The 25,070-nt window shown below is 40.5% G+C and carries 15 protein-coding genes; all 15 read left to right on the top strand.

What is annotated here, in order from left to right; genetic code table 11:
• Positions 1 to 15 precede the first annotated feature (15 nt).
• The gene (locus tag V2H41_RS10235; RefSeq protein WP_330975060.1) at positions 16 to 1,506 is read left to right on the top strand and encodes a RagB/SusD family nutrient uptake outer membrane protein; all 1,491 of its coding nucleotides are present in this window, start codon (positions 16 to 18) and stop codon (positions 1,504 to 1,506) included.
• Between the two features lie 759 nt (positions 1,507 to 2,265).
• The gene (locus V2H41_RS10230; RefSeq protein WP_330975059.1) at positions 2,266 to 5,418 is read left to right on the top strand and encodes a SusC/RagA family TonB-linked outer membrane protein; all 3,153 of its coding nucleotides are present in this window, start codon (positions 2,266 to 2,268) and stop codon (positions 5,416 to 5,418) included.
• 33 nt (positions 5,419 to 5,451) lie between these two features.
• Positions 5,452 to 6,843, top strand: a complete 1,392-nt coding sequence (locus V2H41_RS10225) for a SusD/RagB family nutrient-binding outer membrane lipoprotein (RefSeq protein WP_330975058.1) — start codon at positions 5,452 to 5,454, stop codon at positions 6,841 to 6,843.
• A gap of 14 nt (positions 6,844 to 6,857) precedes the next feature.
• Complete coding sequence (locus V2H41_RS10220) at positions 6,858 to 7,580, top strand: BT_2262 family domain-containing protein (protein ID WP_330975057.1); 723 nt, start codon at positions 6,858 to 6,860, stop codon at positions 7,578 to 7,580.
• A gap of 42 nt (positions 7,581 to 7,622) precedes the next feature.
• A complete protein-coding gene (locus V2H41_RS10215) occupies positions 7,623 to 8,081 on the top strand; it encodes a lipid-binding protein (protein WP_330975056.1) in 459 nt (152 codons plus the stop codon).
• A 223-nt stretch (positions 8,082 to 8,304) separates the two neighbouring features.
• Positions 8,305 to 8,610 carry a DUF3467 domain-containing protein gene (locus V2H41_RS10210; protein WP_330975055.1) on the top strand — a complete coding sequence of 102 codons (306 nt, stop codon included), beginning with the start codon at positions 8,305 to 8,307 and terminating at the stop codon, positions 8,608 to 8,610.
• A 186-nt stretch (positions 8,611 to 8,796) separates the two neighbouring features.
• Complete coding sequence (gene carA, locus V2H41_RS10205) at positions 8,797 to 9,903, top strand: glutamine-hydrolyzing carbamoyl-phosphate synthase small subunit (RefSeq protein WP_330975054.1); 1,107 nt, start codon at positions 8,797 to 8,799, stop codon at positions 9,901 to 9,903.
• Positions 9,904 to 10,120: 217 nt separating this feature from the next.
• Entirely contained in the window at positions 10,121 to 10,870 is a 750-nt protein-coding gene (locus tag V2H41_RS10200) for a DeoR/GlpR family DNA-binding transcription regulator (RefSeq protein ID WP_330975053.1), read from the top strand.
• A gap of 35 nt (positions 10,871 to 10,905) precedes the next feature.
• Positions 10,906 to 14,322 (top strand): SusC/RagA family TonB-linked outer membrane protein, encoded by a 3,417-nt coding sequence (locus V2H41_RS10195; protein WP_330975052.1) that lies wholly within the window; start codon positions 10,906 to 10,908, stop codon positions 14,320 to 14,322.
• 20 nt (positions 14,323 to 14,342) lie between these two features.
• A complete protein-coding gene (locus tag V2H41_RS10190) occupies positions 14,343 to 16,142 on the top strand; it encodes a RagB/SusD family nutrient uptake outer membrane protein (RefSeq protein WP_330975051.1) in 1,800 nt (599 codons plus the stop codon).
• Positions 16,143 to 16,168: 26 nt separating this feature from the next.
• The gene (locus V2H41_RS10185; protein ID WP_330975050.1) at positions 16,169 to 17,596 is read left to right on the top strand and encodes a DUF4623 domain-containing protein; all 1,428 of its coding nucleotides are present in this window, start codon (positions 16,169 to 16,171) and stop codon (positions 17,594 to 17,596) included.
• A gap of 97 nt (positions 17,597 to 17,693) precedes the next feature.
• Complete coding sequence (locus V2H41_RS10180) at positions 17,694 to 19,118, top strand: glycoside hydrolase family 10-like protein (protein ID WP_330975049.1); 1,425 nt, start codon at positions 17,694 to 17,696, stop codon at positions 19,116 to 19,118.
• Between the two features lie 177 nt (positions 19,119 to 19,295).
• On the top strand, positions 19,296 to 20,045 hold the full coding sequence (locus V2H41_RS10175; protein ID WP_330975048.1) for a DeoR/GlpR family DNA-binding transcription regulator: 750 nt from the start codon (positions 19,296 to 19,298) through the stop codon (positions 20,043 to 20,045).
• Positions 20,046 to 20,066: 21 nt separating this feature from the next.
• Positions 20,067 to 23,165 carry a SusC/RagA family TonB-linked outer membrane protein gene (locus V2H41_RS10170; protein WP_330975047.1) on the top strand — a complete coding sequence of 1,033 codons (3,099 nt, stop codon included), beginning with the start codon at positions 20,067 to 20,069 and terminating at the stop codon, positions 23,163 to 23,165.
• An 11-nt stretch (positions 23,166 to 23,176) separates the two neighbouring features.
• The gene (locus tag V2H41_RS10165) at positions 23,177 to 25,042 is read left to right on the top strand and encodes a SusD/RagB family nutrient-binding outer membrane lipoprotein (RefSeq protein WP_330975046.1); all 1,866 of its coding nucleotides are present in this window, start codon (positions 23,177 to 23,179) and stop codon (positions 25,040 to 25,042) included.
• Positions 25,043 to 25,070: the final 28 nt, after the last annotated feature.

Raw genomic sequence — 25,070 nt, 5'->3', positions numbered from 1 at the left:
TTAAAAATCATTAAGATGAAGAACAAGTTTAATATATTATTTCTTCTGGCTTTAACAGTAGGGTTACTGTTTAGCTCTGGTTGTAAGAAGGATTATCTTGATGCTGATGTTGATCAGTATTTAACTCAGCAACGTCTCGAAGAACTGTTGCGCACTAATCCTGCAGCTGCAGCCCGTCTGGTCGAGTCTTCATTGAGCGGTATTTACAATGTGCTCGTTCAGTTCAACTTTAACGGAAATACTGCTCATGACTATTTTGGTCTAAAATCAATACATCTAGCGTTGGATCTTACCGGTGAGGATATGGTGCAGGAAGTACATCATCACTTCGGTTTCGATTACAACATGGATAACCGGGAAGCCACATATAGAAGAACCACATTAATGTGGCAGCTATTTTATAGAATTATTAGTTCTGCAAACCTTACTCTCGATCAGTTTTTTAAGGAAGAGCCTGCCGACGCCAATTTGAAAGCTCTTAAGGCCAAAACCCTTGGCCTTAGAGGGGTTGCTTACTACTATTTGATTAATCTGTATCAACATACTTATAAAGGGAACGAAACAGCATTAGGAGTCCCTTTAGTACTTACACCACTCGATGAGAATATGCCTCGTGTGCCTGTAAAGGATGTGTATGAGAGAATTATTGCCGATCTGCAATATAGCGTAGAGAACGGTGTAGTAACTGCTGATAAGGGTGATGTAGATAAAAGGGTAGCAGCTGCCTATTTAGCAAAGACTTATGCTACAATGGAAGTTTGGGATAAAACCGAGGAGTATGCAAAAATAGCTTTTGACGGTGTTGCATTACTGGATGGTCAGACTTTATTAAACGGTATGGGAGACATCTCAAGCTCAGAGTGGCTTTGGGGATACGACATTAATGCTCAGACATCTACATTGTATGCATCTTTCTATTCTCATGCAGACAATACAATTGATGGTTATACAGGTGCATTGGGCGTGTATAAAAGCATTCACAATAAGCTTTATGAAAAAATTCCTGCTGATGATAGCAGAAGAAGAATGTTTGTGAACTTTACTGATTATCCTGATATCGCAGCAAAATTTCCTAAAATCAATAAAAACTATGTAGGGTTAAAATATCAAACTCCGGGTGATTTCAGTGGTGATTATTGCTTCCTTCGTGCAGAGGATCCTTATTTGCTGTATGTAGAAGCACTAGTTGAGCAAAACAAATTGTCGGAAGCGAGAACTGCTCTGAATAATTTTGTGAAAACTAGACAACCCTCTTATAATGCTGATGCATTCACTACTCAGGCAGCATTGAGAGAAGAAGTGCGCTTCCAGAGAAGAATTGAACTTTGGTGTGAAGGCACTACCTTCTTTGACTTTAAGCGTTGGAAACTGGGTGTGAATCGGGCTCAGCCAGGAACGAATCACCGTGTAATTTTGACCTTCCCTGCTGGGGATAAAATATTTGTTTATCAGGTTCCTCAGTCCGAAGTTGATGCTAATCCTAACTTAGGTGGTCAGAACCCTTAAGGATAGTGTACATTTAAAAAAAAGAGGATATGTCTTAACCGATATATCCTCTTTTTTATTTTTTATACAAGCATTATTGAATTCAACCCTAAGAATGTCTATATCAATAATTACCCTAGGTAAATTATGATACAATTAGATATAAAATCAATGGTGATTTCATTCCAGAATTAGATTCTTTAGCCTCCTGATTCGGAGGAGTTTATAAGGGCCCCTTAGTTAATATTCTTAAATCTCGATCACTCTAAAAAATGTGGGTTATATAAATCGGCAAATTGACACTTTTTTTAAACTTCTGTCAAACCCAGATACAAATCAGGTGTAAAATTTTTGAATTTGCTGATCTATATGCATAATTGAATGATTAAATAGATGGTCCTAATAAATACTCTTTATAAAAAGGCATTGTTAACTTTTTCATTATTGGTTTGAATTTTTCTAATTAGCAGCATTTTTTCTGACTGTTTTTCAACATTTTTTAATAAAAGCGGTGATTCCTAAATATGATTTAAATCAATATTTTTTAAACATATTTTATTTTTTTATATTTCATAAACGGGTGTTGTACACTTATAAATCATTATTTTCAAAAGTAAAGCTCCATTTTAGTATTTTAACGAAAAAATAAAAAAAACACCCCCTTTTGTTAAAAAAAATCTAACTTGCCCTTTCCTTGTCAGAAAAGGAGAGTGTGATCTGTACTGATTTCCGTACTAATCCGTAAGTCAATTATTAATTTTTTTAACAAAAAGGTTTTAAATGAGACAGGTTTTATTGCTCTTTGCAATGTTTTTAGGTTTCTCGTTCCTGGCATTTTCACAAACAGGTACGATAACCGGGACAGTCCTTGATGAATCTGCTGCCCCAGTGCCCTTTGCTACTATCAGTGTCAAGGGGACCAATGTCGCTGTATCGGCGAATGCCGAGGGTAGCTTCAGCGTACAAGCTGCTCCTGGAAATGTTTTAGTAGTTTCTGCAACCGGCTACACCTCTAAAGAAGTAAAAGTAGAGGGAACTACGGTTACTGTTGTACTTGCCAGAGGCGAGGCACAGATGATCGAGGAAGTGGTGGTAACTGCGGTTGGTGTTAAAAGATCTGAGCGCTCGCTAGGTTATGCTGCTACTCAGATTAATGCCGAAGATATTACTGCTACCGGTAACAGAAGTGCTTTTAATGCATTACAGGGTAAAGTTCCTGGTGTGGATATCACCTCTGCGTCTGGTGCTCCCGGTGCTTCTACCCGTATTATCATGCGTGGTTTTACTTCCTTGGGAGGATCTAACCAACCTCTGTATGTAGTAGACGGTGTTCCCATTAGTAATGGACAAATCGGCTCTACTGATTTGAACGGCGGTTTGGATTTTGGTAATAGAGGAAATGATATCAATCCTAATGATATAGAATCTATCACTATTCTCCAAGGTGGTTCTGCTACTGCTCTATACGGTTCTAGAGCTGCATCTGGTGTTATCGTAATTACTACAAAGAACGGTTCTAGATCTAATAATAAAGTATCTGTTGATATCGTATCCACTACAACATTTGAAACTCCTCTGAGATTGCCATTCATGCAAAATGAATTTGGTCAGGGATGGTACAACCGCACTACAGAAGATGGCGGTGACTTACAGGAAAATGGTAGCTGGGGTCCCAAATTTGATGGAGTGCTTCGTAAATGGGGTTTTGTTGTAGATAACCAACAACTCATTAAACCTTATGTGGCTTTAAAAAATAACGTAAGAGACTTTTTTGAGGTAGGCAAAACATTAAATAATTCTATTGCGATTAAAAATGGAGATGAAAATAAGAGTTATTATCTCTCCTATGGTAATATCTTGGCCGATGGAATTATGCCTACCGATGCCGATTCCTATAAGAGACATAATATCGCGGCAAGAGGGAATGCTAAATTTTTAAAGATTTTTAATGCTTCTGCTAATATTAACTATATTAGAAAGAGCTCAAAGTATGTTCTTACCGGTCAGGATCAATCAGTGCTTGACGGTTTGTGGCAAGCCCCTAGAGATATCAGTTTTGTTGATCAGAAGGATTATAATAATAAGTTCTATAACGTAGATAACTACTATACTTACTACGCACAAAACCCTTACTATGTGCTTCAAGAGCATGGTAATAGGTTTAATGAGAACCGTATGTTTGGTAGTGTATCTCTCGATGCAAAAATTGCTTCTTGGCTGAGTGCCACTTTCCGCGCCGGTAGCGATGTATCAAACAGTACAGCTAAAAGCTGGAGAGCAATTACCAAGTCTGCTCGCGCAAGCTATAATGATGATGTAGGTAGAGTAACTGAAGCATCATATTATTCTTCCGAGTTCAATACGGATTTCTTCTTTAACATTAATCCAAAAATTAGTAGTGATTTCTCCTTAAATGCTATTGTAGGTCATAACTTTAACCAAAGAGATGCACGCACTCAATCAACAACAGTTATAGGACTGGATATTCCAGGATACTATAATCTGTCTAATAGTTCTGCAACGCCTACCGCAACTGCTACCTTGTCTAAGCGCAGATTAGTAGGTGTGTATGCTAGTGCTGACCTAGGTTATAGAAACTTATTGTATTTGACTTTAACAGGAAGAAATGACTGGTCTTCCACTCTGCCAGCATCCAATCGCTCATTCTTTTATCCAAGTGCTAGCTTAAGCTTTATATTCTCTGAGCTGCTCTCATCCAAAGATGTGCTTTCATTTGGTAAACTTAGAATGGGTGTTGCTAGAACCGGTAAAGATGCTGACCCTTATCAGGTTTTTGCAGTACTCACCCAAACATCATTAACCGATGGATACCGTGGGTTTGACTTCCCATTAGCTGGAGGCGTAAATGGTTTTACCGTTTCTAATCTTATTGGAAACCAAAAACTAAAACCAGAGCTTTCTACAGACTATGAAATCGGTACTGATTTGAAATTCTTCAGAAACAGAATTGGTATCAATTTTACAGCTTACAATAAGATTATTACTAATTTAATTTGGACTTCAACCATACCATCTACTACAGGATTTACAGCACAAACTCAAAACCTTGGAAAGATTACCAATAAAGGTATTGAAGTGGCTTTAAATGTAGTTCCTGTAGAAACTACCGATTGGAGATGGGAAGTGTTTGCTAACTACTCTACTAACAAAAACAAACTCGTCGAGTTAGTAGAAGGGTTAGATCAAATATCTCTTGGAGGAACTAGCACTATCGGTTTTGTAGCTCGTCCGGGATATCCTCTAGGATTATTTGAAGGAACCGTTGTTGCAACCGATCCTCAGGGTAGAGTAATAGTGAACGCTCAAGGTTTGCCCACCTTTAAAGATCAAAAAGAAATTTTAGGTTCCTCTCAAAACAAATACAGAATTGGAGGTGGTACCAGTATTTCTTATAAGAACTTGAACTTAAAAGTTGTGGGTGATTATAGGCATGGTGGTTTGATGTACTCTCGTACTGCTGAACTCATGTATTTTACTGGTAATGCTATTCAAACTACTTACAACGATCGTCAACCCTTTATTATCCCTAATTCAGTACAGAAGATTGGAGATAATTATGTTGAGAATACTGTGCCTATTGCAGGTTTCGATCATAATCTCAATCTGTATTATAATCAAACATATAATGCAGGAAAGGGTTCCGCTTATGCATTAGTACCTAAAACTTTCTTTAAACTCAGGGAAGTTAGCTTGTACTATTCTTTACCATCCAAGTTGCTTTCTCGTTCGCAAATTCGTTCTATAGACGTAGGGCTGGTGGGTACCAACCTGCTTTTATGGACTCCAGTAGCTAATTCGTTTACTGATCCAGAGCAAACAACCTTTGGTAATGATTTGGAAGCTGATTATGGTGATTTTGGAGCTACTCCTACTACTAGAGGTTTTGGATTTAGCATTAGACTTGGATTTTAAGAGACGTTTATTACTGATAAAATCATAAATAAAATGAATATAAGAAATTATTTGTTAATTTTTATAACTGTAGCGCTGCTGGCTTCCGGTTGTAAAAAAGGCTTTTTTGATATCAATGTAAGCCCCAATAATCCTTCAGAAGCGACCCCCGCTCTTGTACTACCCAGCGGAATAGCAGGATCTGCTTTTGTTTTGGGCGGTTATTATCATGCTCTCGGTTCATTCTGGGCACAGCATTACGCGCAAGCTGCTGCTGCTTCTCAGTGGGCTGAGTGGGAATCTTATAACTTAACCGACAATGACTTTAACCGTCAATTTACTCTTTTATATGCGGGAGCGTTGTATGATTATAAATATGTAAAAGATAAAGCCAGCGCTACCAACAATTGGAAGTATTATGCCATTGCTACTTTAATGCAAGCGTATACCTTCCACGTACTTGCTGATCTGTATGATAAAATACCTTTTACAGAGGCGTTGATGGGTACAGAGGTAATTCAGCCAAAGTATGATGATGGGCAAACTGTATATGAAGGGTTGCTGAATATGATTGATGATGCAATGTCTAAAGATTTCTCCTCTTCTTCTGCAGAAGATCCAGGAACGGCTGATGTAATTTTTCAGGGAGATATGGAGAAATGGCAAAGGTTTGCTAATACTTTAAAGTTGAAAATCTATTTGCGCTATGTAAACGTTGATCCCAATAAATATAGATCACAAATTTTGGCTCTATTGGATGAAAATAAATTGTTGACCACTGCGGATGCAAAATTCTCATCCTTTAAAGCAGAGCAAACAGGAGCCAATCCATTTTATAACACATTCGTAGATAGGTTAAGTGGTAACGTAATCGCTAATACCACTTTGATGTCCAGACTCACCGACAATAATGATCCTAGAAGAGAAAAACTGTTTGAACCATCAGAGATTGGAGGTTTATGGGCTTCTTTAAGTACAGGTGAAAGTCGTACTACTGTAGGAGCTACCATTAAAAACTACGCTACACCCAAAATTGATGAATTATATCCAGTATATTTTTTCACAAAAGAAGAAGTATACTTCCTCATTGCTGAAGCAGAAGCCAGATATGGTAGTGCTTCTCGCGCAGAAACTGCATACAATAATGGAATCAGAGAATCATTGCTTAGCTTAGGATTAAGTGGTGATGCTATAACTTATCCATACAATGGAATAAAGTCCATAATAGAGCAGAAGTGGTTTGCCGCTACTAATAAAAGAGCATTGGAAGCCTTCTTCGATTATAACAGAACAGGATATCCTGACTTTTTTACAAAGTCTCTTTCCTCTGTTCTGACAGGAGACAACAGGCCGAAACGTTTGCTTTATCCGTCAAGTGAGCGTACTTCCAATATAAATACACCTGCTTTGGTAAGCATTGATGTGCCAGTTTGGTGGGCTAAATAATTAAAACGAATACTATGAAGAAGATATTATCGATATTATCCATTTTTACATTGTCTATCCTGACAATGACATCCTGTAAAAAAGATTCCAAAGGTGTATCTTTCATTACTACTTACGCCGATATGGAATTAGAAGGACCCAGTACACTTTTCTGGCAGCTGAACGAGCCTTATGTAGACCCGGGATGTACTGCTATGGAAGGTGATATTGATCTTACTGATCAAATTACTGTAAAGTCAAATGTGAATACAGCAAAAGGCGGTGTTTATACCGTAACTTACTCGGTGAATAATAGCGACGGCTTCCCTGCATCAGTGAGCCGTACTGTGGTGGTATGTGACAAAAACGCACCTTTAAATGGGTATTACGAGTCTCGCATCACACGCGATTATAACGGTGCTTCTGCAAACAGAGGCCCATACACCTTGTTGGTTTTTGGAGTAGGTGGGGATGATTATTATGTGCAAGATTTATTAGGTCGCTGGTATGATGTAGGAAGTGGTTATGGTGCTGCATATGCCGGTCCGGGTGTGATTAGATTGAAAGGTGATAACACTTTTGAGCTGATCTCTTCTGAAAACTTAGGTTTCTCTGGCGAATCAGCACCGGTGTTCTTCGATGAGTCCACTTACGATCCGGCTACAAAAACTATAAAACTTAATACCATCATGGGGGATACTCCGGATATGTTCTTTAAAGTTACTTTATCCAATCCCTCTCCACTTTTTGAAGAGTAATTTCTAAATTTAATTAGAGTGAATATTACAAAACATTATACAATGAAAAGAATACTTTACTGCATAGCAATTATTTTGGGTGTAGTGATAGCCCTATCTTCTTGTCAGAAAAAGATAGAGAAAGAATATAATTGGGCATACCCGGTTGCAGGAGATTGGAAGCTTAAAGCTTATATAGACGGTGATGAAATATATGGCCCATTTGAAATTAAAATCTATAACACTTCATTTGGACAGGATTCTGTTTGGATAGATGACTACAATGGAAATTTCTGGGATATGAAATTTAAAGCCAAAGTAGATATGTCTACCCTCACATTTCAAACAGCAGGCTCTGTAAATGCTATTCCCGGGTATGACATTACTATTAAGGTGACCGATGGGAAGATTATCAACAAAGACAGCATCTACTTTAACATGGAATTTGAGGATGATCCCGGTACTATATACACTTTAGCTGGTCACAGAGCTGTAGGATATGACGATTATATGCAGGATTAATTACAAGATGGCAAATACACCCAATCGTCGTATTTGTATAATGTAATATGATTTTCTGTTACAAGTTTATCAAAATGCCCCACGATTATCGTGGGGCATTTTGATAATAAGTCCAAGGGCAAAATCATTTAGCAATGCTGCTTGTAGCAATATTTTATAATAGAGGATGACTGCTGCCGGTGGCTTTTTTATTACCTTCGCTTCATAAATAAAAAAGAGGCATATGGAACAACAACCGAATCAAATCAATATTGAAATATCCGAAGAAATTGCAGAAGGAACTTATGCAAATCTGGCAGTGATTACTCACTCTCATGCAGAATTTGTAATTGATTTTGTAAACATTATGCCGGGAACGCCTAAAAGTAAGGTGAAGTCCAGAATTATCTTTACGCCTCAGCATGCCAAACGCTTTATGAAAGCGTTGAAAGAAAATATCGAGAAGTTTGAGGCTGTTCACGGACCCATCAAAGATTTGGACGAGTTGCAAATACCGGTGAACTTTGGAGGACCGGCAGCTCAGGCCTAGTAGGGGACCGTTGTCGAATGCCTAAGTATGTGTGAGTTTTTCACCGTTGTGAAAAATCCTGAAATATATCCGGATTTATCCTTTTGAATCTGAAATTTTGCCCTATTTTTGCGCGATTTTGTTGTGAACTCGCCTCATAACGGTGGAGCCGACATGCACATAAGCTGGTAAATAAAAGGAAATTAAATGTCTGATACACAAGCCCGCGCTATTTTATTATTGCAAGATGGTACTATCGCCGAAGGTTTTGCTTTCGGAGCTATTGGCACTACTAGTGGTGAAATCTGTTTTAATACCGGAATGACCGGTTATCAAGAAGTTTTCACCGATCCCAGTTATTATGGTCAGATCGTTATCATGAATGCCGTACACGTGGGTAACTATGGTGTGGTGCCTGAAGATGTGGAGAGTGATAGCGTGAAAGTACTAGGAGTTATTGCCAAAAACCTCAATGAAAACTACTCTAGAAGTAAAGCCACGGAATCGCTGGATGCCTATTTAAAGAAGAATAATATTGTATCCATCCATGGTGTGGATACCAGAGCGCTGGTGGCCCACATTCGTACCAAGGGCGCAATGAACTGCATCATTTCTTCTGAGATTTTTGATATTGAAGAATTGAAGCGTCGCTTGGCCGAAACACCCGATATGAGCGGGCAGGAATTGGCTTCAAAAGTTTCTACAAAAAAGCCGTATGAGCTGGGCGATCCCAATGCTGATATAAAAATTGCCGTGTTGGATTATGGTACTAAGCAGAATATTTTAAAATGCATGACCGAGCGCGGCGCTTTTGTAAAAGTATTTCCCGCAAAAACTCCTTTAGCGAAAATTAAAAGCTTTAATCCCGACGGTTACTTTATTTCTAATGGTCCTGGCGATCCTGCCGCTATGGATTATGCCATTGATACCGTGAAGGAAATTATGAACGAGAACAAACCGATGTTTGGTATATGCCTAGGACATCAGTTGCTCGCTTTGGCTAATGGTATCAAGACCTTTAAAATGCATCACGGTCACAGAGGATTAAACCACCCGGTAAAAAATATCATTACCGGTAGATCTGAAATTACTACTCAAAACCATGGATTTGGCGTAGATCCCGAGTCTGTCAAGGCTTCCGACAAAGTGGAGATAACACATGTGAACCTCAACGACCATTCTATTGAAGGTATAAGGGTGAAAGGGAAACCGGCTTTTTCGGTACAGTATCACCCCGAAAGTACTCCAGGGCCACATGATTCGCGATACCTCTTCGATGATTTTATCGCTATGATAAAAGAGCACAGACAATAAATTTTTATTGATACACTATATGAAAATCCGGTTTGTTTGGAATAAACGAACCGGATTTTTTTATATATAATTCGTTGTTATGCATGTTTTTGCGTATTTGCTTTCTGAATATTTCAAAAATAATGCAGATTTTATTCTGATTTTTGCGGTTTTTTGCGGAAAAACACCTTAACTTTATTATAACATTTTCGCCGAAACAGAGAAAGTGATTGTTGCCATGCTTAAAAAGGAAAGACACGCATACATACTACACCAACTCAATCTGCATAACAAAGTTCTGAGTGTAGACCTGTGTAATGAGATGGCGGTATCGGAAGATACGATTCGTAGAGACCTTCAAGAACTTTCAGACGCAGGACAACTTATTCGGGTGCACGGTGGCGCATTGTCAATGGCTTTTAACGAAGTGCGGTTTGACTCGGCAAATGTGTATTCACAGGCACATAAAAAGCTAATCGCGAATAAGGCACTGGGACTGATAAAGAGCGGAATGTTTATCCTCACAACTGGAGGTACTACCATATTGGAGATGATTCGGTCTTTGCCACATCATTTGAAAATTACGGTGATGACCGGTAGCATACCGGTGGTAAATGCATGCATGGCTCATCCCAATGTAGAAGTAGTGGTAATAGGCGATAAACTGCTGAAGGATTCCAAAATAACTGTAGGGGTAAATGCTATAGAGAAAATTAACCATGTAAATGCCGATATATGCTTCCTAGGTACGAATGCCATAGATGTACAACATGGATATACCGATAACGACTGGGATGTAGTTCAGGTGAAAAAAGCAATGGTCAATTCTGCTGCACAAGTAGTATGCATGACTATTTCGGAAAAGCTGGGAACTTATCAGCCCATCAGCGTGTGCAGCCTTGATAAAATAGACTATCTGATTACGGAACTCGAGACTACAGACGAGATCTTGAAGCCTTTTATAGACGCAGGCGTGAGAGTGATATAACTCAGCATCCAACTTTTATTTATAAATCACATATTATGAGGAAAGCAATTGTAAGTACTGTTTTGCTGTGGTTGCTATGCTGCATGATTCCTGGCGTAGCATTTACCCAGACCCGTACAATAACGGGTACCGTTACTGATGATGGCGGAAATGCCATTCAAGGAGCTACTGTTTCCGTGAAGGGAACAGCTAGAGCCACCTCTACAAATCAAGAAGGAGCTTTTTCCATTATGGCTCATACGGGCGACGTATTGGAAGTTACTATGGTGGGGTATGGAACGCAAAGTGTAGTGGTGGGTAGCTCGGATTATGTGACTGTTGTACTGAAGCTTGCAGATTCTAATCTCGACGAAGTAGTGGTTGTAGGTTACGGTACACAAAAGAAAAGTAATATTACCGGCGCCATTACCAATGTGGATGTAGACAAGGTGTTGGGGAGTCGTCCTATTCCGGATGTGGGTAGGGGCTTACAAGGTGCAGTGCCCGGTTTATCAGTTCGTATTCCTAGTGGTGAAGTAGGGTCCGATCCTTTAATCCGTATCAGAGGCTTTGTGGGATCCATACAAGGATCCAGTGCTCCATTAATACTGGTGGACAACGTGGAAGTTCCCAGTATCCAACTCATCAACCCCAATGATGTGGAAAGCATCTCAATTCTAAAAGATGCTTCTGCTGCATCTATATATGGTGCCAAAGCAGCATTTGGGGTAATTCTTATTACCACTAAAAAGGGCTCAAAAAAAGAAGGAGCTGATCTTACTTATTCGAATAACTTCTCTTGGCAAATGCCCTTTAAAAAATTGGAGCTGGCTGGGATAGATGGTTTGCAATACACACTGGATGCTCATAATAATATGGGTAGCTCCGGTCCTGCAGGTGGCTTCTGGCGTATCGATAGTGCCAGTCTTGAAAAAGCAAAAGAATGGCAACGTTTATACGGCAAAACAGTAAAACCAACCGATCCTGTGGTGTATGGTCGTGACTGGTATTGGGATGGTATTCAAAAATTCGGTTACCGAATTTATGATCCCATCAGCGTAATGATTAAGGATTATACTTTCACTCAGAATCACAACCTATCTTTAAACGGTAGATCTAACAAAACACTTTACAATATAGGCTTTGGTTATCTGAACCAAACCGGTATGATGAAGCCGGCTAAGCATGATGATTTCAACAGATTTACTGCCAACTTTAAAGTATCTAATCAGGTTAACGACTTCATTTCGGTGAGAGCCGGAGGCTTATACTCCGATCGTCTCAAACGATATCCCAACTCTACCAATTCTTCCGGCTTTGCTGCTGACCCGTGGTTGTATTTATATCGCTGGAGTCTGTTGTTCCCAACCGGTGTGAAGGAGCTGGGAGAAGAAATCCGCGACCCTTACTGGGATACAAAAAACACCAATACTGTTTATGACCAAAGAAGATATTTGAACCTCACTTTCGGAACTACTATCGATCTTACCAAAAACTGGCAAATCATTGCTGATTACACGTATGATTTCCGCAATGAAACATTGAACTCTTCTTTGCCTGAAATTACCCTGAGAGAACATTGGTATTCTGCCATTCCCTGGGTAGATGAAAATGGAGATCGGGTATATGTGGACAGTGCAGGAAATATTGTAGACGTAGGCGGTATGCCGGGATGGCGTTTTCCATTGTCTAACTATGTAACTAAAGAAAACAGTTATGTATACCAATCTTCTTGGAATGCATTCAGACACACTGTAAACGCCTATTCTACTTATAACTGGCGCCCGGGATTAAAGAACGCATTTAAGTTTACCCTTGGGACAAATATTGTAGCGAATAGATGGAAAAGTCATTCGTCCAAAAAAACACAATTGTTTAATAAAGACAATCCACAGTTCAACTTTGCTGACGGTATAGAAACCGTAACCGGAGGAGAGAACTGGGATTCACAGTTAGGTTATTTTGGTCGTATTAACTACGCTTATGCCGATAAGTACCTGTTCGAGGGTAATCTGCGGTATGATGCTACTTCTATTTTCCCTGCACACATGCGCTGGAAATGGTATCCTTCTTTCTCTGCCGGTTGGGTACTCACCGAAGAGCAGTTTATGGAAGGTGTTCGTCCGGTGCTGAGCTATGCTAAGCTGCGGGGTTCTTGGGGTACTATTGGAGATCAGTCTGTAGCTAACAGTTTGTATATCTCTACCATGAACTACTCTAAGAACAGCTGGTTGAATAGTAACGGTGAGCAGTCGCTACAATTGGGTACTCCTGCTCCTGTTTCAGCTAACCTAACTTGGCAAGATATCGAAACACTGGATTTGGGTACCGATTTACGTTTCTTTAAAAACAAATTCGGTATTGTGTTTGACTGGTATCAGCGTAAAACCAAAAACATGATCATCCCTGGGTTAGCACTGCCTGCCACATTCGGCGCTTCTGCTCCTCAAGGTAACTACGGAAACTTAAGAACAAGAGGATGGGAAGTGGCTGTTGACTTTAATCATAGATTCGAAAGCGGCCTGGGCATTAACGTAATGGCTAATCTCTCCGATGCGGTTACCTATGTTACAAAAGGTCCTGATTGGAATATTCCCTGGGAGGACAGGAATGTGGATGGAACTTTTACTACCGGAAAACGCTATGGAGATGTGTATGGTTATGTAACAGACCGACTTTTCCAGAAAGACGATTTTGTGTATGACGCCAACGGCAACTTTGTATACGAATACATCATCTTCCAAGGAACTACCAAACGAGTACATAAACTGGCCGGCAATAACCCGGTATATCAAACAATTTTTGAAGATGGTGCAGTTCGTATGATTAGCCCCGGTGATGTAAAGTTTGTAGATATAGATGGAGATGGTTATATCACTCCGGGTAGAGGTACATTCGGTGATCCGGGCGACCGCGTAGTGATCGGTAACGTACTGCCTCGTTATGAATACGGATTCCGTATCGGACTCGACTACAAATCATTTGATTTCTCCGTAATGGGACAAGGTGTAGGAAAACGAGCCATATGGGGTTCGGGTCAGTTGGCTATTCCTGGCTATTATGCTAAGGAAGGTGCTATGCCACAGGCGATCGCTGGTAATTATTGGAGACCTGATCGTACTGATGCTTTCTATCCTAGAGCATGGGACTTAGGTGGTGCCAACTCAGGATTTACCATGGTGCCGCAAACGCGCTATATGCTGAATATGGCTTATTTCCGCATCAAAAATATTACCCTAGGATACAATGTGGCGCCCAACATTCTGCAAAGAATAAAGATGAAGAAAGCCAGACTGTATGTGTCGTTTGAAAACTTCATCACATTTGATAAGCTGCGTGGTTTGCCGATCGATCCTGAGGCTATTTCAGGAGAATCCATGTTGCTGACCAACGGTAACTATAACCTGGGACGCACTGGTACCAACAACCCAACATTTAAAATTGCGTCCTTCGGAATGAACATCACATTGTAGAACTTAAACTTACCATTGTTATGAAACATTCATTATATACCTTATTGATCGCATTGGTGGCGTTCGGCTTCCAGGGTTGTAAAAAGTTCCTGGACAGACCACCGCTGACCTCAGAAAATGATGAAACGGCTTGGTCGTCAGAGAATAATCTGAGACTCTATGCCAATAAGTTTTATCCTACATTTTTTACGGGATATGGAACAAACTTTAGTAATGAGGCCGATGCTGCTATGTTAGGCTTTCAGTTTAGCGATGATGTGTTGCTGAGAGGTAACCAAGGAAATTTTACACGCTCTGTGCCTAACAGTAGTATTTGGAGCTATACTACCATTCGGTCCATCAACATTATGTTGGACAGAATTGAAAATAGAATGAAAGGCATTTTGGATGAGGGGGCCTATCGTCATTGGACAGGTATAGGTCGATTCTTCCGTGCGATGGAGTATTCCAATATTGTAACCTCATTTGGGGATGTGCCTTACTATGATTATGTGCCATTGGATACCGATCTGGATGATTTGTACAAACCTCGTACACCACGCAATACCGTTATGGATGCAGTGTACGACGATTTGGTTTATGCCTTGGAAAATGTGAGATTGAATGATGGAAGCCAGCAGGTAAACAGATATGTAGTAGCAGGCTTCGTTACCAGAATTGCATTGAGGGAAGGCTCTTGGCAAAAGTATTACTACAATAACATTCAGCGTGCAAATAAATTCTTCCAACTCGCTGTAACTGCTGGTGACATGCTCATTAGTAGTGGTAAGTATGATATTGTTACCGATTTCCGTTCGCTGTTTGCATCCAATTCTTTAGAAGGTAATAAGGATGTAATTCTCTATCGTCATTACGATCCGGCGGTCGGAGTGACTCATGCCGTTGCTACCTATAATAACCTTTCCGAGTCTATAGCTTTTGGTCCTACTACAGACCTTATAAAAGCATTCATTTGTGTGGATGGCTTGCCTTATCAGCAGTCTACCGTCCCCAATGCTACAAGCTTTAATCTGTCAAACATGATTAAAACCCGGGACTCCAGACTGGAGGCAACTTTTTACGACAAGCCTACACCAAAAAATGTGGCTAGCTACTGGTATATCAACAAGTTTATACCTCGTAGTGTGATTGCTCAGGTAGAAGCTGGTGGCACTCCGCCTACAGAGTTCTCCAGCAGTCGCAACCATACCGATTATCCTGTTTTCAGATATGCTGAAGCTTTGCTCAACTGGATTGAAGCAAAAGCCGAACTAGGAACCGTAACTCAGGGTGATATTGATGTTTCTATCAACAAAATAAGAAACAGACCTCTTGCACCAGAAGCTATAGCTAAAGGGGTACAGAAGACAGCACCGATGGATTTGGGAGCATTACCCAACGATCCGGCAAGAGATCCTTCTGTGAATCCATTATTGTGGGAGATTCGAAGAGAAAGACGTATGGAGTTTGCGTTTGAGTATTCACGTTTCCAAGATTTGAAACGCTGGAAAAAACTCGAGTATATGGATACCGATGCACGTCCGGACCTGCTAACAGGAGGATATGTGGATTTCCCTGCAGAGTCACCTAGCAGTCTTACTGCCTCTAATGCGGGTCAGATTGCAGTGGTAAATGATGGAGTGGTAACTGTGTACAATGGTACCAACAATGCATCAATGCGCGGTTTCTTCCGTACTACCAACACCAATGGTCGTCAACCATTCTTGGGATTGCCTAATGTGAATCCTTATCTGACTCCAGTAGGTAGAAACCAGATGGAAGATTATAGGAAGAATGGTTATGTGCTGGCGCAAACCGAAGGTTGGCCTGAATATGAATAACTGAATAACTCCTAAAAATATTTAACATGAAACGCATTTTGCAATACAAGATAATATTTGTCATACTGGCAGCAGTGCTGTTTGCAACGTCCTGTCAGAAGAAATATCCGGGAAATGTCGACTCCCCCTATGAAGTGGTTTTAAAAGCAATTAAGATCGTCAATGCAGGACCCGGTGGAAATCAGGTTGTGGAGGGTGTGGTGGATGAGGTCACCAAAACCGTATGGTTTCCGCGTATCGATCCGGCAACGGATTTCAGTGCTATCAAGTTTGAGGCCGAAATGTCTGAAGGTGCACAGCTGGATAAAGAAAGCTATGCATTTGAGTTTGAAGAGGGTGAATCGGCAAAATCCATCATTATAAAAGTGGTGAATCAAAAACGCTTCAGAGAGTATTTGGTGACGTTGCGTTTGCTAGTGCCGGTATTTGGTGCCGATTTCGATAAGCCTACCCTTTATGACTTCAGTAATAATGCAACTAAGTATCCTGACTTTACCAGTCAGTTGACTAGATGGACAGGCTTTGACGGAGAATATGTGCTAATTGTTTCCAGAGCCGCTACAGGTCCGCATTTGCTGAAGGTATCCGATTTGAAAAATAATGTTATCAATCCTATTCCACTGAACCTTACCGGTGTGAGTGGCGGTACTTTCGCTTATAGCAGCGGAGCACAAATAAACGGACATACCTATATCTGTAATCTCGCCGGTTCGGCTACTGCCCAGCTGAAAATTTATCATTGGACCGATCCTTCGCAGCCACCAACACTTATCGGAAACATTACACCTGCTGATCATGGAGTTGCCGGCGGAAGATATGGTGATAATATGTCGATGGATCTTGATGAGAATGGAAACGGATACATGTTCTTTGGCGATAATAATGGTGGTGCTGTAAACCCAAGAGATATTCTTCGTGTGAAAGTGACTAATTATACTACATTGTCTGAGCCTACCTCTATTCCAGCTCAGGCAGGTATTACCGCATGGATGACCATGACCAGAGTACCGGGTACTGGCGATTATATTCAGACAGGATATGCGGCTCCTATCAGACTAGTGAATGAAGCCGGTGTAGTAGACTATGCATTAAGCAATACGGCAGTACCGCTCAACGGTGCAGATGCAAGAGTGTTTACATTCAATCAGGAGCGCTATTTGATTATGACAGGTGCAGCTCGTGCAGCATCAGATGCTACAGACTTCTATGTGTACGATATTACCCAGGGAAGTAATACCAAGGAAGCACTGGAAATCTTTAACGAAAAAGCTAGTAAGCCGCAGCTGTACAAATTCTCGTTAAAGGGAGCTAGCAATGCCGCACCAGGTACACAGTCCGGTTTCTTTATTACCAAGGATGGAAGCGGTAATGACGAAAAACTTACTTTGTTTGCGGCTTCTACCGATGCTGGATTTATCATTGTTGAGTTTCCCAAAAAGACACTGGAGGATTAATACTACGCCCTTCAATTGACAGGTATATGTGATAGTAGTCTCCGCCATGTTATCGGGCAGGCGGAGACACTTTTCTTGAATCCTAAAAATATTGCCCATGAAAAAGACGCTTTATGTAATAATTTTTCTACTATTTGTAATACTATTACAAGCATGTAGTAAAGGGGAGGGTGTAGGAAAAGATCCAGGTCCCGACCCTAGCCCCAATCCTAATCCTTCTCCTGAAGGACAAATGATCTTGCCTAAAAAACAGCTTAGAGGTGTATGGATAGTAACTGCTTGGGGATTAGACTGGCCTATTGGTGACTATAATACTGCTAGTCAAAAACAGAAGTATATCAATTATCTGGAAAAGTTTAAGCAGCTAAATATAAATGCTGTTTTTGTTCAAGTGCGAGGCATGGGCGATGCCTTTTATAATTCACCTTACGAACCATGGAGTGCAGCTATTACGGGTACCAGAGGTCAAGATCCGGGATATGATGTATTAAAGTTTATGATTGATGAAGCACATGCACGCGGTTTAGAATTTCATGCATGGATCAATCCTTATCGCATTGCAACCCGTGCTAACAGCTCCACACCTTTCCCGGCCTTGCATCCTTCAGTGAATCCCGATTGGGTGGTGAGTCATGAGCTGATGCAAATTTATAACCCAGCCATTCCGGAAGTGCGTCAGCGACTAGTAGATATCATTAAGGATATCATTACCAAATATGATGTAGATGGTATTCACTTCGATGACTATTTCTATCCTTACCCTTCACAGGCCGGACAAATGGTATCCGACCAAAATGATTATCAGACCTACAAAACCGGTAACGAAAGCATTGAGGATTTCAGGAGATCGAATGTGGACAAGGCTATAAAGGGCGTTAGGGATATGATTGCGGCTACCAAACCCGAAGTGGTATTTTCTATTTCGCCGGGTGCAGATTTTACTACCAACAGAAACACTTTGTATGCCGATATTGAAAAATGGGCAAGAGAGGGGTGGATGGATGTAGTAATTCCGCAGCTCTATAATAATGATGCATTTGCCAATAAGTTAACAGAGTGGGATCGATTTAATAATCTTCCTCCGCTGATGATTGGACACGGCTTTTACTTAATGACGAATAGTTCTCAATTGTCGAATCAGCTAATACTTGCTAAAAACAAGAAAGCTGTGATGGGTAATTTGTTGTATAGCGCAAGATATCTGTATGATAAACCTGATCTTACCAATAAACTTGCAGAACTATGGAGTACTCCTGCTGTCATTCCTTTCCTAGGTCGTGCGGTGGCACCTGATCCGGCTGCACCACAAAATGTAAGGATAGAAGGGAATACCCTTAAATGGAGCTCCAGTGGAAATGTAAGATCGGTAGTGTATTATACATCGAGCTTACAGCAAGAGGGTAAAGTGCTCGCTATTACCCCGTCCAACGAGTTAGCCATTTCGCAAAGCGGGTTTTATGCGGTTTCTACATTAAATGCAGATAATAAGGAAAGTGCCGTTTCAAAACCCATAAAAAAATAACTCATCTTTCCAGCTAATACACATAGCGCCTTCGGGCGCTTTTTTATTTATAGCATATGAGCGCCTGCTATCATTAATTTTTAATTGGTTAGAAGTTATTTAAAAAAAAATATTTGTTTTTGCGGGAATTTGCAGGATTTGTCATTAATTTTAAGTTGTTGTTAAAACACCTGAAAATTGCTTAAGAAAGAAAGACAGGCTTATATTCTTCATCAGCTCAATCTTCATAATAAGGTGTTGAACGTGGATTTGTGCAATGCTATGGGAGTGTCGGAAGACACCATCCGCAGAGATTTACAGGAATTATCAGATGCAGGAAAATTAATAAAGGTACATGGGGGAGCACTTTCTATAGCATTTAGCGAAGTTCAGTTCGAGCCTGGAAATGTTTATTCGCAAAAGCAAAAAAAGATAATCGCTGAAAAAGCACAGAGGCTAATTAAAAGCGGGATGTTCATTCTCACTAGTGGAGGAACAACCATATTGGAAATGGTTAGGGCTTTGCCACCGCAGTTGAAACTCACCATCATGACCGGCAGTATCCCCGTAGTAAATGCTTGTATGTCGCATCCTCATGTGGATGTATTAGTAATCGGCGATAAACTATCGAAAGACTCCAAAATAACCGTTGGTCCAGAAGCAATCGAAAAGATAAGCCATGTTAATGCTGACTTATGTTTTTTAGGCACTAATGCCCTAGACATAAAACATGGACATACAGACAATGATTGGGACGTTGTGCAAGTAAAAAAGGCTATGGTAAATTCAGCTTCGAAAGTTGTGTGCATGACAATTTCCGAAAAGCTTGGGACGTACCAACCGATTAGAGTATGCGGGATAGAGAGAATTGACTATCTGGTTACAGAGTTGGACCCCGAGGATGAACAATTACAGCCCTTTGTGAAAGCAGGAATTAACGTTTTATAATTCTTTCTAAAATACATCGTTATGAGAAAAGCAATTGCAAAAGCCGTTGTGCTTTGGCTGTTGTATTGTTTAGTACCCCATATGGTATTAGGGCAAACCAGGACAATTACGGGAACTGTAACTACACAGGATGGGAAGGCATTACAAGGTGTTACCGTAACAGTAAGGGGGACGTCAACTGCTACAGCCACAGGATCTACGGGAAATTATTCCATTCAAGCTTCTACAGGAGATGTTCTAGAGTTTACTTTTATCGGTTATGAAACAGTATCGGTGACCATAGGTACGGGAAATGTTGTTAATGTTACTATGGTTGAAGGGGTAGGCAAACAAGAGGAGGAGGTAGTAGTAACTACCGAGTTCGGTATGAAGCGTATTGGTCGAGCAGTAGGTTCATCTGTGCAACAAATAGATGGCGCTACTATAGCCGAATCGGGAAGAGATGCATTTATTACGGCCTTACAAGGTAGGGTGCCCGGCTTAAACGTAACGTCGACCAGCGGTGCACCGGGAGCCTCCACCACGGTAATACTCCGAAACATTACCTCTATTTCGGGTAACAATCAGCCTTTGTATGTGGTGGATGGTGTACCTATGAACAACTCTACATTCGATCCTATCGGAATGGCCGGAGCTGAAGTGTATTCCGTTCGAAACCAAGATTATGCTTCGAGAGGAAATGATTTCAATCCAGAGGATATAGAATCTATTACAGTTTTGAAAGGAGCGGCAGCTGCGGCGCTCTATGGTTCCGATGCATCCAATGGTGCAATTATCATTACTACTAAAAAAGGGCGTGTAAGCCGAGGTAGGGTGAGTTATAGCAACTTCTTCCGTTGGGATAAGGCCTATGGCTATCCGGATATGCAAACCAAATATGCTAACGGAGCCTATGGAACTACTAACTATTATTACACTTCTCAGTATGGGAATTTGTTTACAGATAATGTAAAGTTGTACGATAATATTGCTGCCGTATTACAAACTGGATTTTCTCATAGACACAATGTGTCGGTTGAAGCGGGTTCGGAGAAAGCAACCATTAGAGCCGGCTTTTCCTATCTGAATCAGGAGGGAGTGGTTAAAACAACCGATTTCGATCGAGCCAATATCAGCTTATCGGGTCAAGCCACTATTACTCAATGGTTGAAGTTTGAAGGTTCTATGCAATACACTAAAACAGAAAATCATAAAGTGTTGCGTGGAACAGATGGTCCTTTGTATCGAGCTATGTTATGGCCTCAGGCTGATAATATGTTGGAGTATTTGGCATCGGATGGCCTACATATGAAATACCCTTCTTATTATATAGATAGGGACCTGCTTAACCCGCTTTTTGCGATGTATAAAAATAAAAACTACGATCGCTCCAATAGGTTTCTGACAAATGTAGCCTTAACATTGACGCCTATCAAGAATACCTTTTTGAGAGGTCAAATAGGCTGGGATGTGGGTATGCAAACTTTTGAAACATCTTGGCATCCCTATTACGCTGCAAATAATAGTCGTGGTGATGGCGGCCGTTACGATTTGGTACATTCGAACTTTTCTGATCCCACAATCAATATTATAGCAGGGTATAACAACAAATTTTTAGATAATAAACTTTCATTTGGTGCACAGGTTGGTTACCACCAACAGGAAAATGGGGTTATTCGGCAAGCCACCAGTGGTACTAGGTTTATTATTCCCGACTTTCAATCCATCAATAATACAGACCCTTTAACCATTGTTTCCTCTCAGAGAAATACAAAGCGTCGTATTCAGGCTATCTCCGCGCAGTTTGAATTTGGGTACAACAATATGGCGTTTATTACACTGAGAGGTCGTAACGACTGGTCCTCCACTTTGCCTATAAATAATAATCGTTATTTCTATCCGGCTATAGAGGGATCTTTAATCTTAACGGATCTGTTGAAAATTGAAAGTGATGTTGTCAACTTCATCAAGTTGAGAGGTTCTATAGCCAGAGTAGGTAAGGATGCCGGTCCTTTGGAAATCTATCCACAGTTGGAGCCCACTAACTTATCCGGAGGAGGCTTTAAATATGGATTTACCGGACCTAACCCGAATCTTAAACCCGAAATGACTACTGCTCGTGAAGTGGGCTTTGATGCACGCTTGTTTAACAACCGTGTAAATGCCATATTCACAGTGTTTGGAACAAGACACGAAGATCAGATTGTAAAATCATTCCGTTTAAGCTATGCAACCGGTTTTGTATTAAATACCATGAACGTGGGTACGTTCAAGACTTGGGGTTGGGAAGGTCTTATCAATGCTGATATTATTAAAACCGGATCTTTTACTTGGAATTTGGGTGTTAATGCTTCTCGCGGTAGATCAAAAGTGCTTTATTTACCGGAGAATGTTACAGAATACTACAACCCATATACCTGGAACTCAGGAAATATACGGAATGGTATATCTGTGGGTAATCCTATTACAACCATATCTGGTAGAGCATATGCACGTAATAAAAACGGGGATATCTTAATTGACCCCAGTACCGGAATTCCTATCGTAAGTGATGAATGGAGTATTTTGGGCGATAGAGAACCCAAACTGCGTTTTGGTATTACTACTGGATTACAGTATAACAACTGGCGTCTATCGGGAGTATTTGCAGGAAGGTATAAAGCTACTGTGGTTAACGGTACCAAACGCTCTATGATGGAAAGAGGAACCAGCTGGGAGTCAGTAGCATTGAGAGAAGGTCCTCCGGTAGTATTTAAAGGGGTGCTGAGAGATGGTAAGGAAAATTCCGATAATCCAACGATTAACAATATTTCAGTTAATTACGACCTATACAGTTCTAGCATATTTGCAGGTGGTGACGAAGACTGGATTGAAAAAGATGTCAATTACCTACGTCTTCAGGAATTGAGATTGTCTTATTCCCTACCGAAAAAGTTTCTTAGCAAAACCAAGATTATTTCTGGGCTCGACTTCTTTGTTGTAGGAAATGATTTATTTACTCTGACCAATTATTCGGGCATCGATGCTGTTGGAAATACCGTGTCAGCAGCGGCAGGTGGTACTGGTGGAGAAGGTTATGATGTATGGTCATTACCTAACCCTCGAGGCATAACAATTGGTCTTAATTTAACCTTGAACTAAATAAGATTATTATGAGAAAGATAATTATACTCATACTTCCTGTTTTTATGCTGGCTGCAGGGTGTAAAAAATATCTGGATGTCAATCGAAATATTGACGCCCCTGATTATGTGGAAGACTACTTATATCTTGCCGGTATATTACAGCAATATCAGGGTATCTATTGGGATATCCGGGCGATTGGTCCATTAACCCAAATGATGGGAACTACCAGTTATACTTCGTTTGCCAATCATTATTACACTGTGGGTAGTGATGCGGGGGGAGAAATTTGGCGTATGGTGTATTGGTTGCAAGGGATGAATCTGGAAAATATGATTAATCAGGCTATGGAGGCAGAACACTGGACCTTAGCCGGTATGGGATATGCCATAAAAGCTTTCTCATGGGACTTGCTTACAAAGGTACATGCAGACTTGCCCATGAAACAGGCTTTTGTACCGGGGCTCTTATCTCACGACTACGATTATCAAGACGAAATATATCCGCAGGTGAGAGAGTGGGCATATAAAGCAATTGAACTTCTGGAGAGAACGGATAATACCGATTACGGCAATAAGATTACTGCAAACGATTTTATGTATGGAGGGGATAAGTCGAAATGGATCAAGTTTGCTTATGCTGTCATTGTACGTAATTTGGCTTCATTGTCGAATAAGCAAAACTTTACTAGCGAATATGCACAGGAGCTCATCAATGCGGCGAATAAATCTTTTCAGAGCTCGAGTGATGATGCTACCATACGTGTGAATGGAGGTTCGCAGCAGGCTGCATATAGTGAATACAATAACTTCTGGGGTACCGCTAGAGGTAATCTCAGTCGTGCTTATTTTCAGCATGAATACGCTGTTCAGGTCTTTACCGGAACTGTGCCGGAATATGATCCATTGACCGGTGATAAAATTCGTGTAGACGGTAATGATTATTATCCCTTTAAGTTGGCTGAGAAACAAATTATCACGGATACACTTATTAATGTACCAGGGCATTTCGATCCTCGCGTAGTTGCTAAATTAGGTACTGCAAGTAATCCCAACTACTTGTACCTAGATGTTGCTGATAGTGTAAAAAAGTACAGATATTACGGAGGTTCATTTACCTCAGTAACTGGGCCTATTGGAAGTGCTCCGTCTTTCTATGGTAGAAACGCTAATTCATTAGTAAGTGGCAGCGTTCATGATGGAATAGGTCGATGGTTGTATAGAGATAATGCACCTTATATCCTAACTACTTGTGCCGAAATAAAATTCTGTCTGGCCGAAGCTTATTGGAAGTTAGGGCAAAAAGATTTGGCTTTTCAGGCGTTTAAGGAAGGGGTGAGAGCCGATATGGAGTTTACAGTAAAATATCTGACTCCGGGAGCTAATGGAAGTCCGACTGGTGGTGATAAGATTACTCCTGCAGTGTTTAATACTTTGGCAGAGGAATATTTAGCGGGCCCTTATGTAGCAGGTTTGAGCATGTCCGATTTTTCTTTATCGCACATCATGATGCAAAAATGGGTAGCATTGTATCCATGGGGAGCTCCTGAGGCATGGGTGGATATGCGTAAATATCATTATGATATTGATTATTCAGGAGAATATCCTTCTAATGGTAATGGATGGAATCTGACTATCCTCAATCAAAAATGGGATACAGATCCTAATAAAGTATATAAAGGCCTTTATTTGCAACCTGCACAGGTACAGAATCGAAAAGGAACATTTAATGTACAAAATGAAGGCTCTCCATGCTATCGCATCAGGCCCAGATATAATTCGGAGTATATGTGGAATAGAAACTCTTTAGATGCATTGAAACCTATATCAGGTCTGGCAGATAATTATCATACTTCAATACCTTGGTTTGCATATCCTAAGGATATGCCCAGATAATTAAATTATTAAACAGCAAATCGTTTAA

It is taken from the genome of Niabella digestorum (assembly GCF_036409055.1).
In the GTDB taxonomy this organism is placed as follows: Bacteria; Bacteroidota; Bacteroidia; order Chitinophagales; family Chitinophagaceae; genus Niabella; species Niabella composti.
Note: the sequence above shows the minus strand (reverse complement) of the source record. Positions and strands in the feature narration are given on the sequence as shown.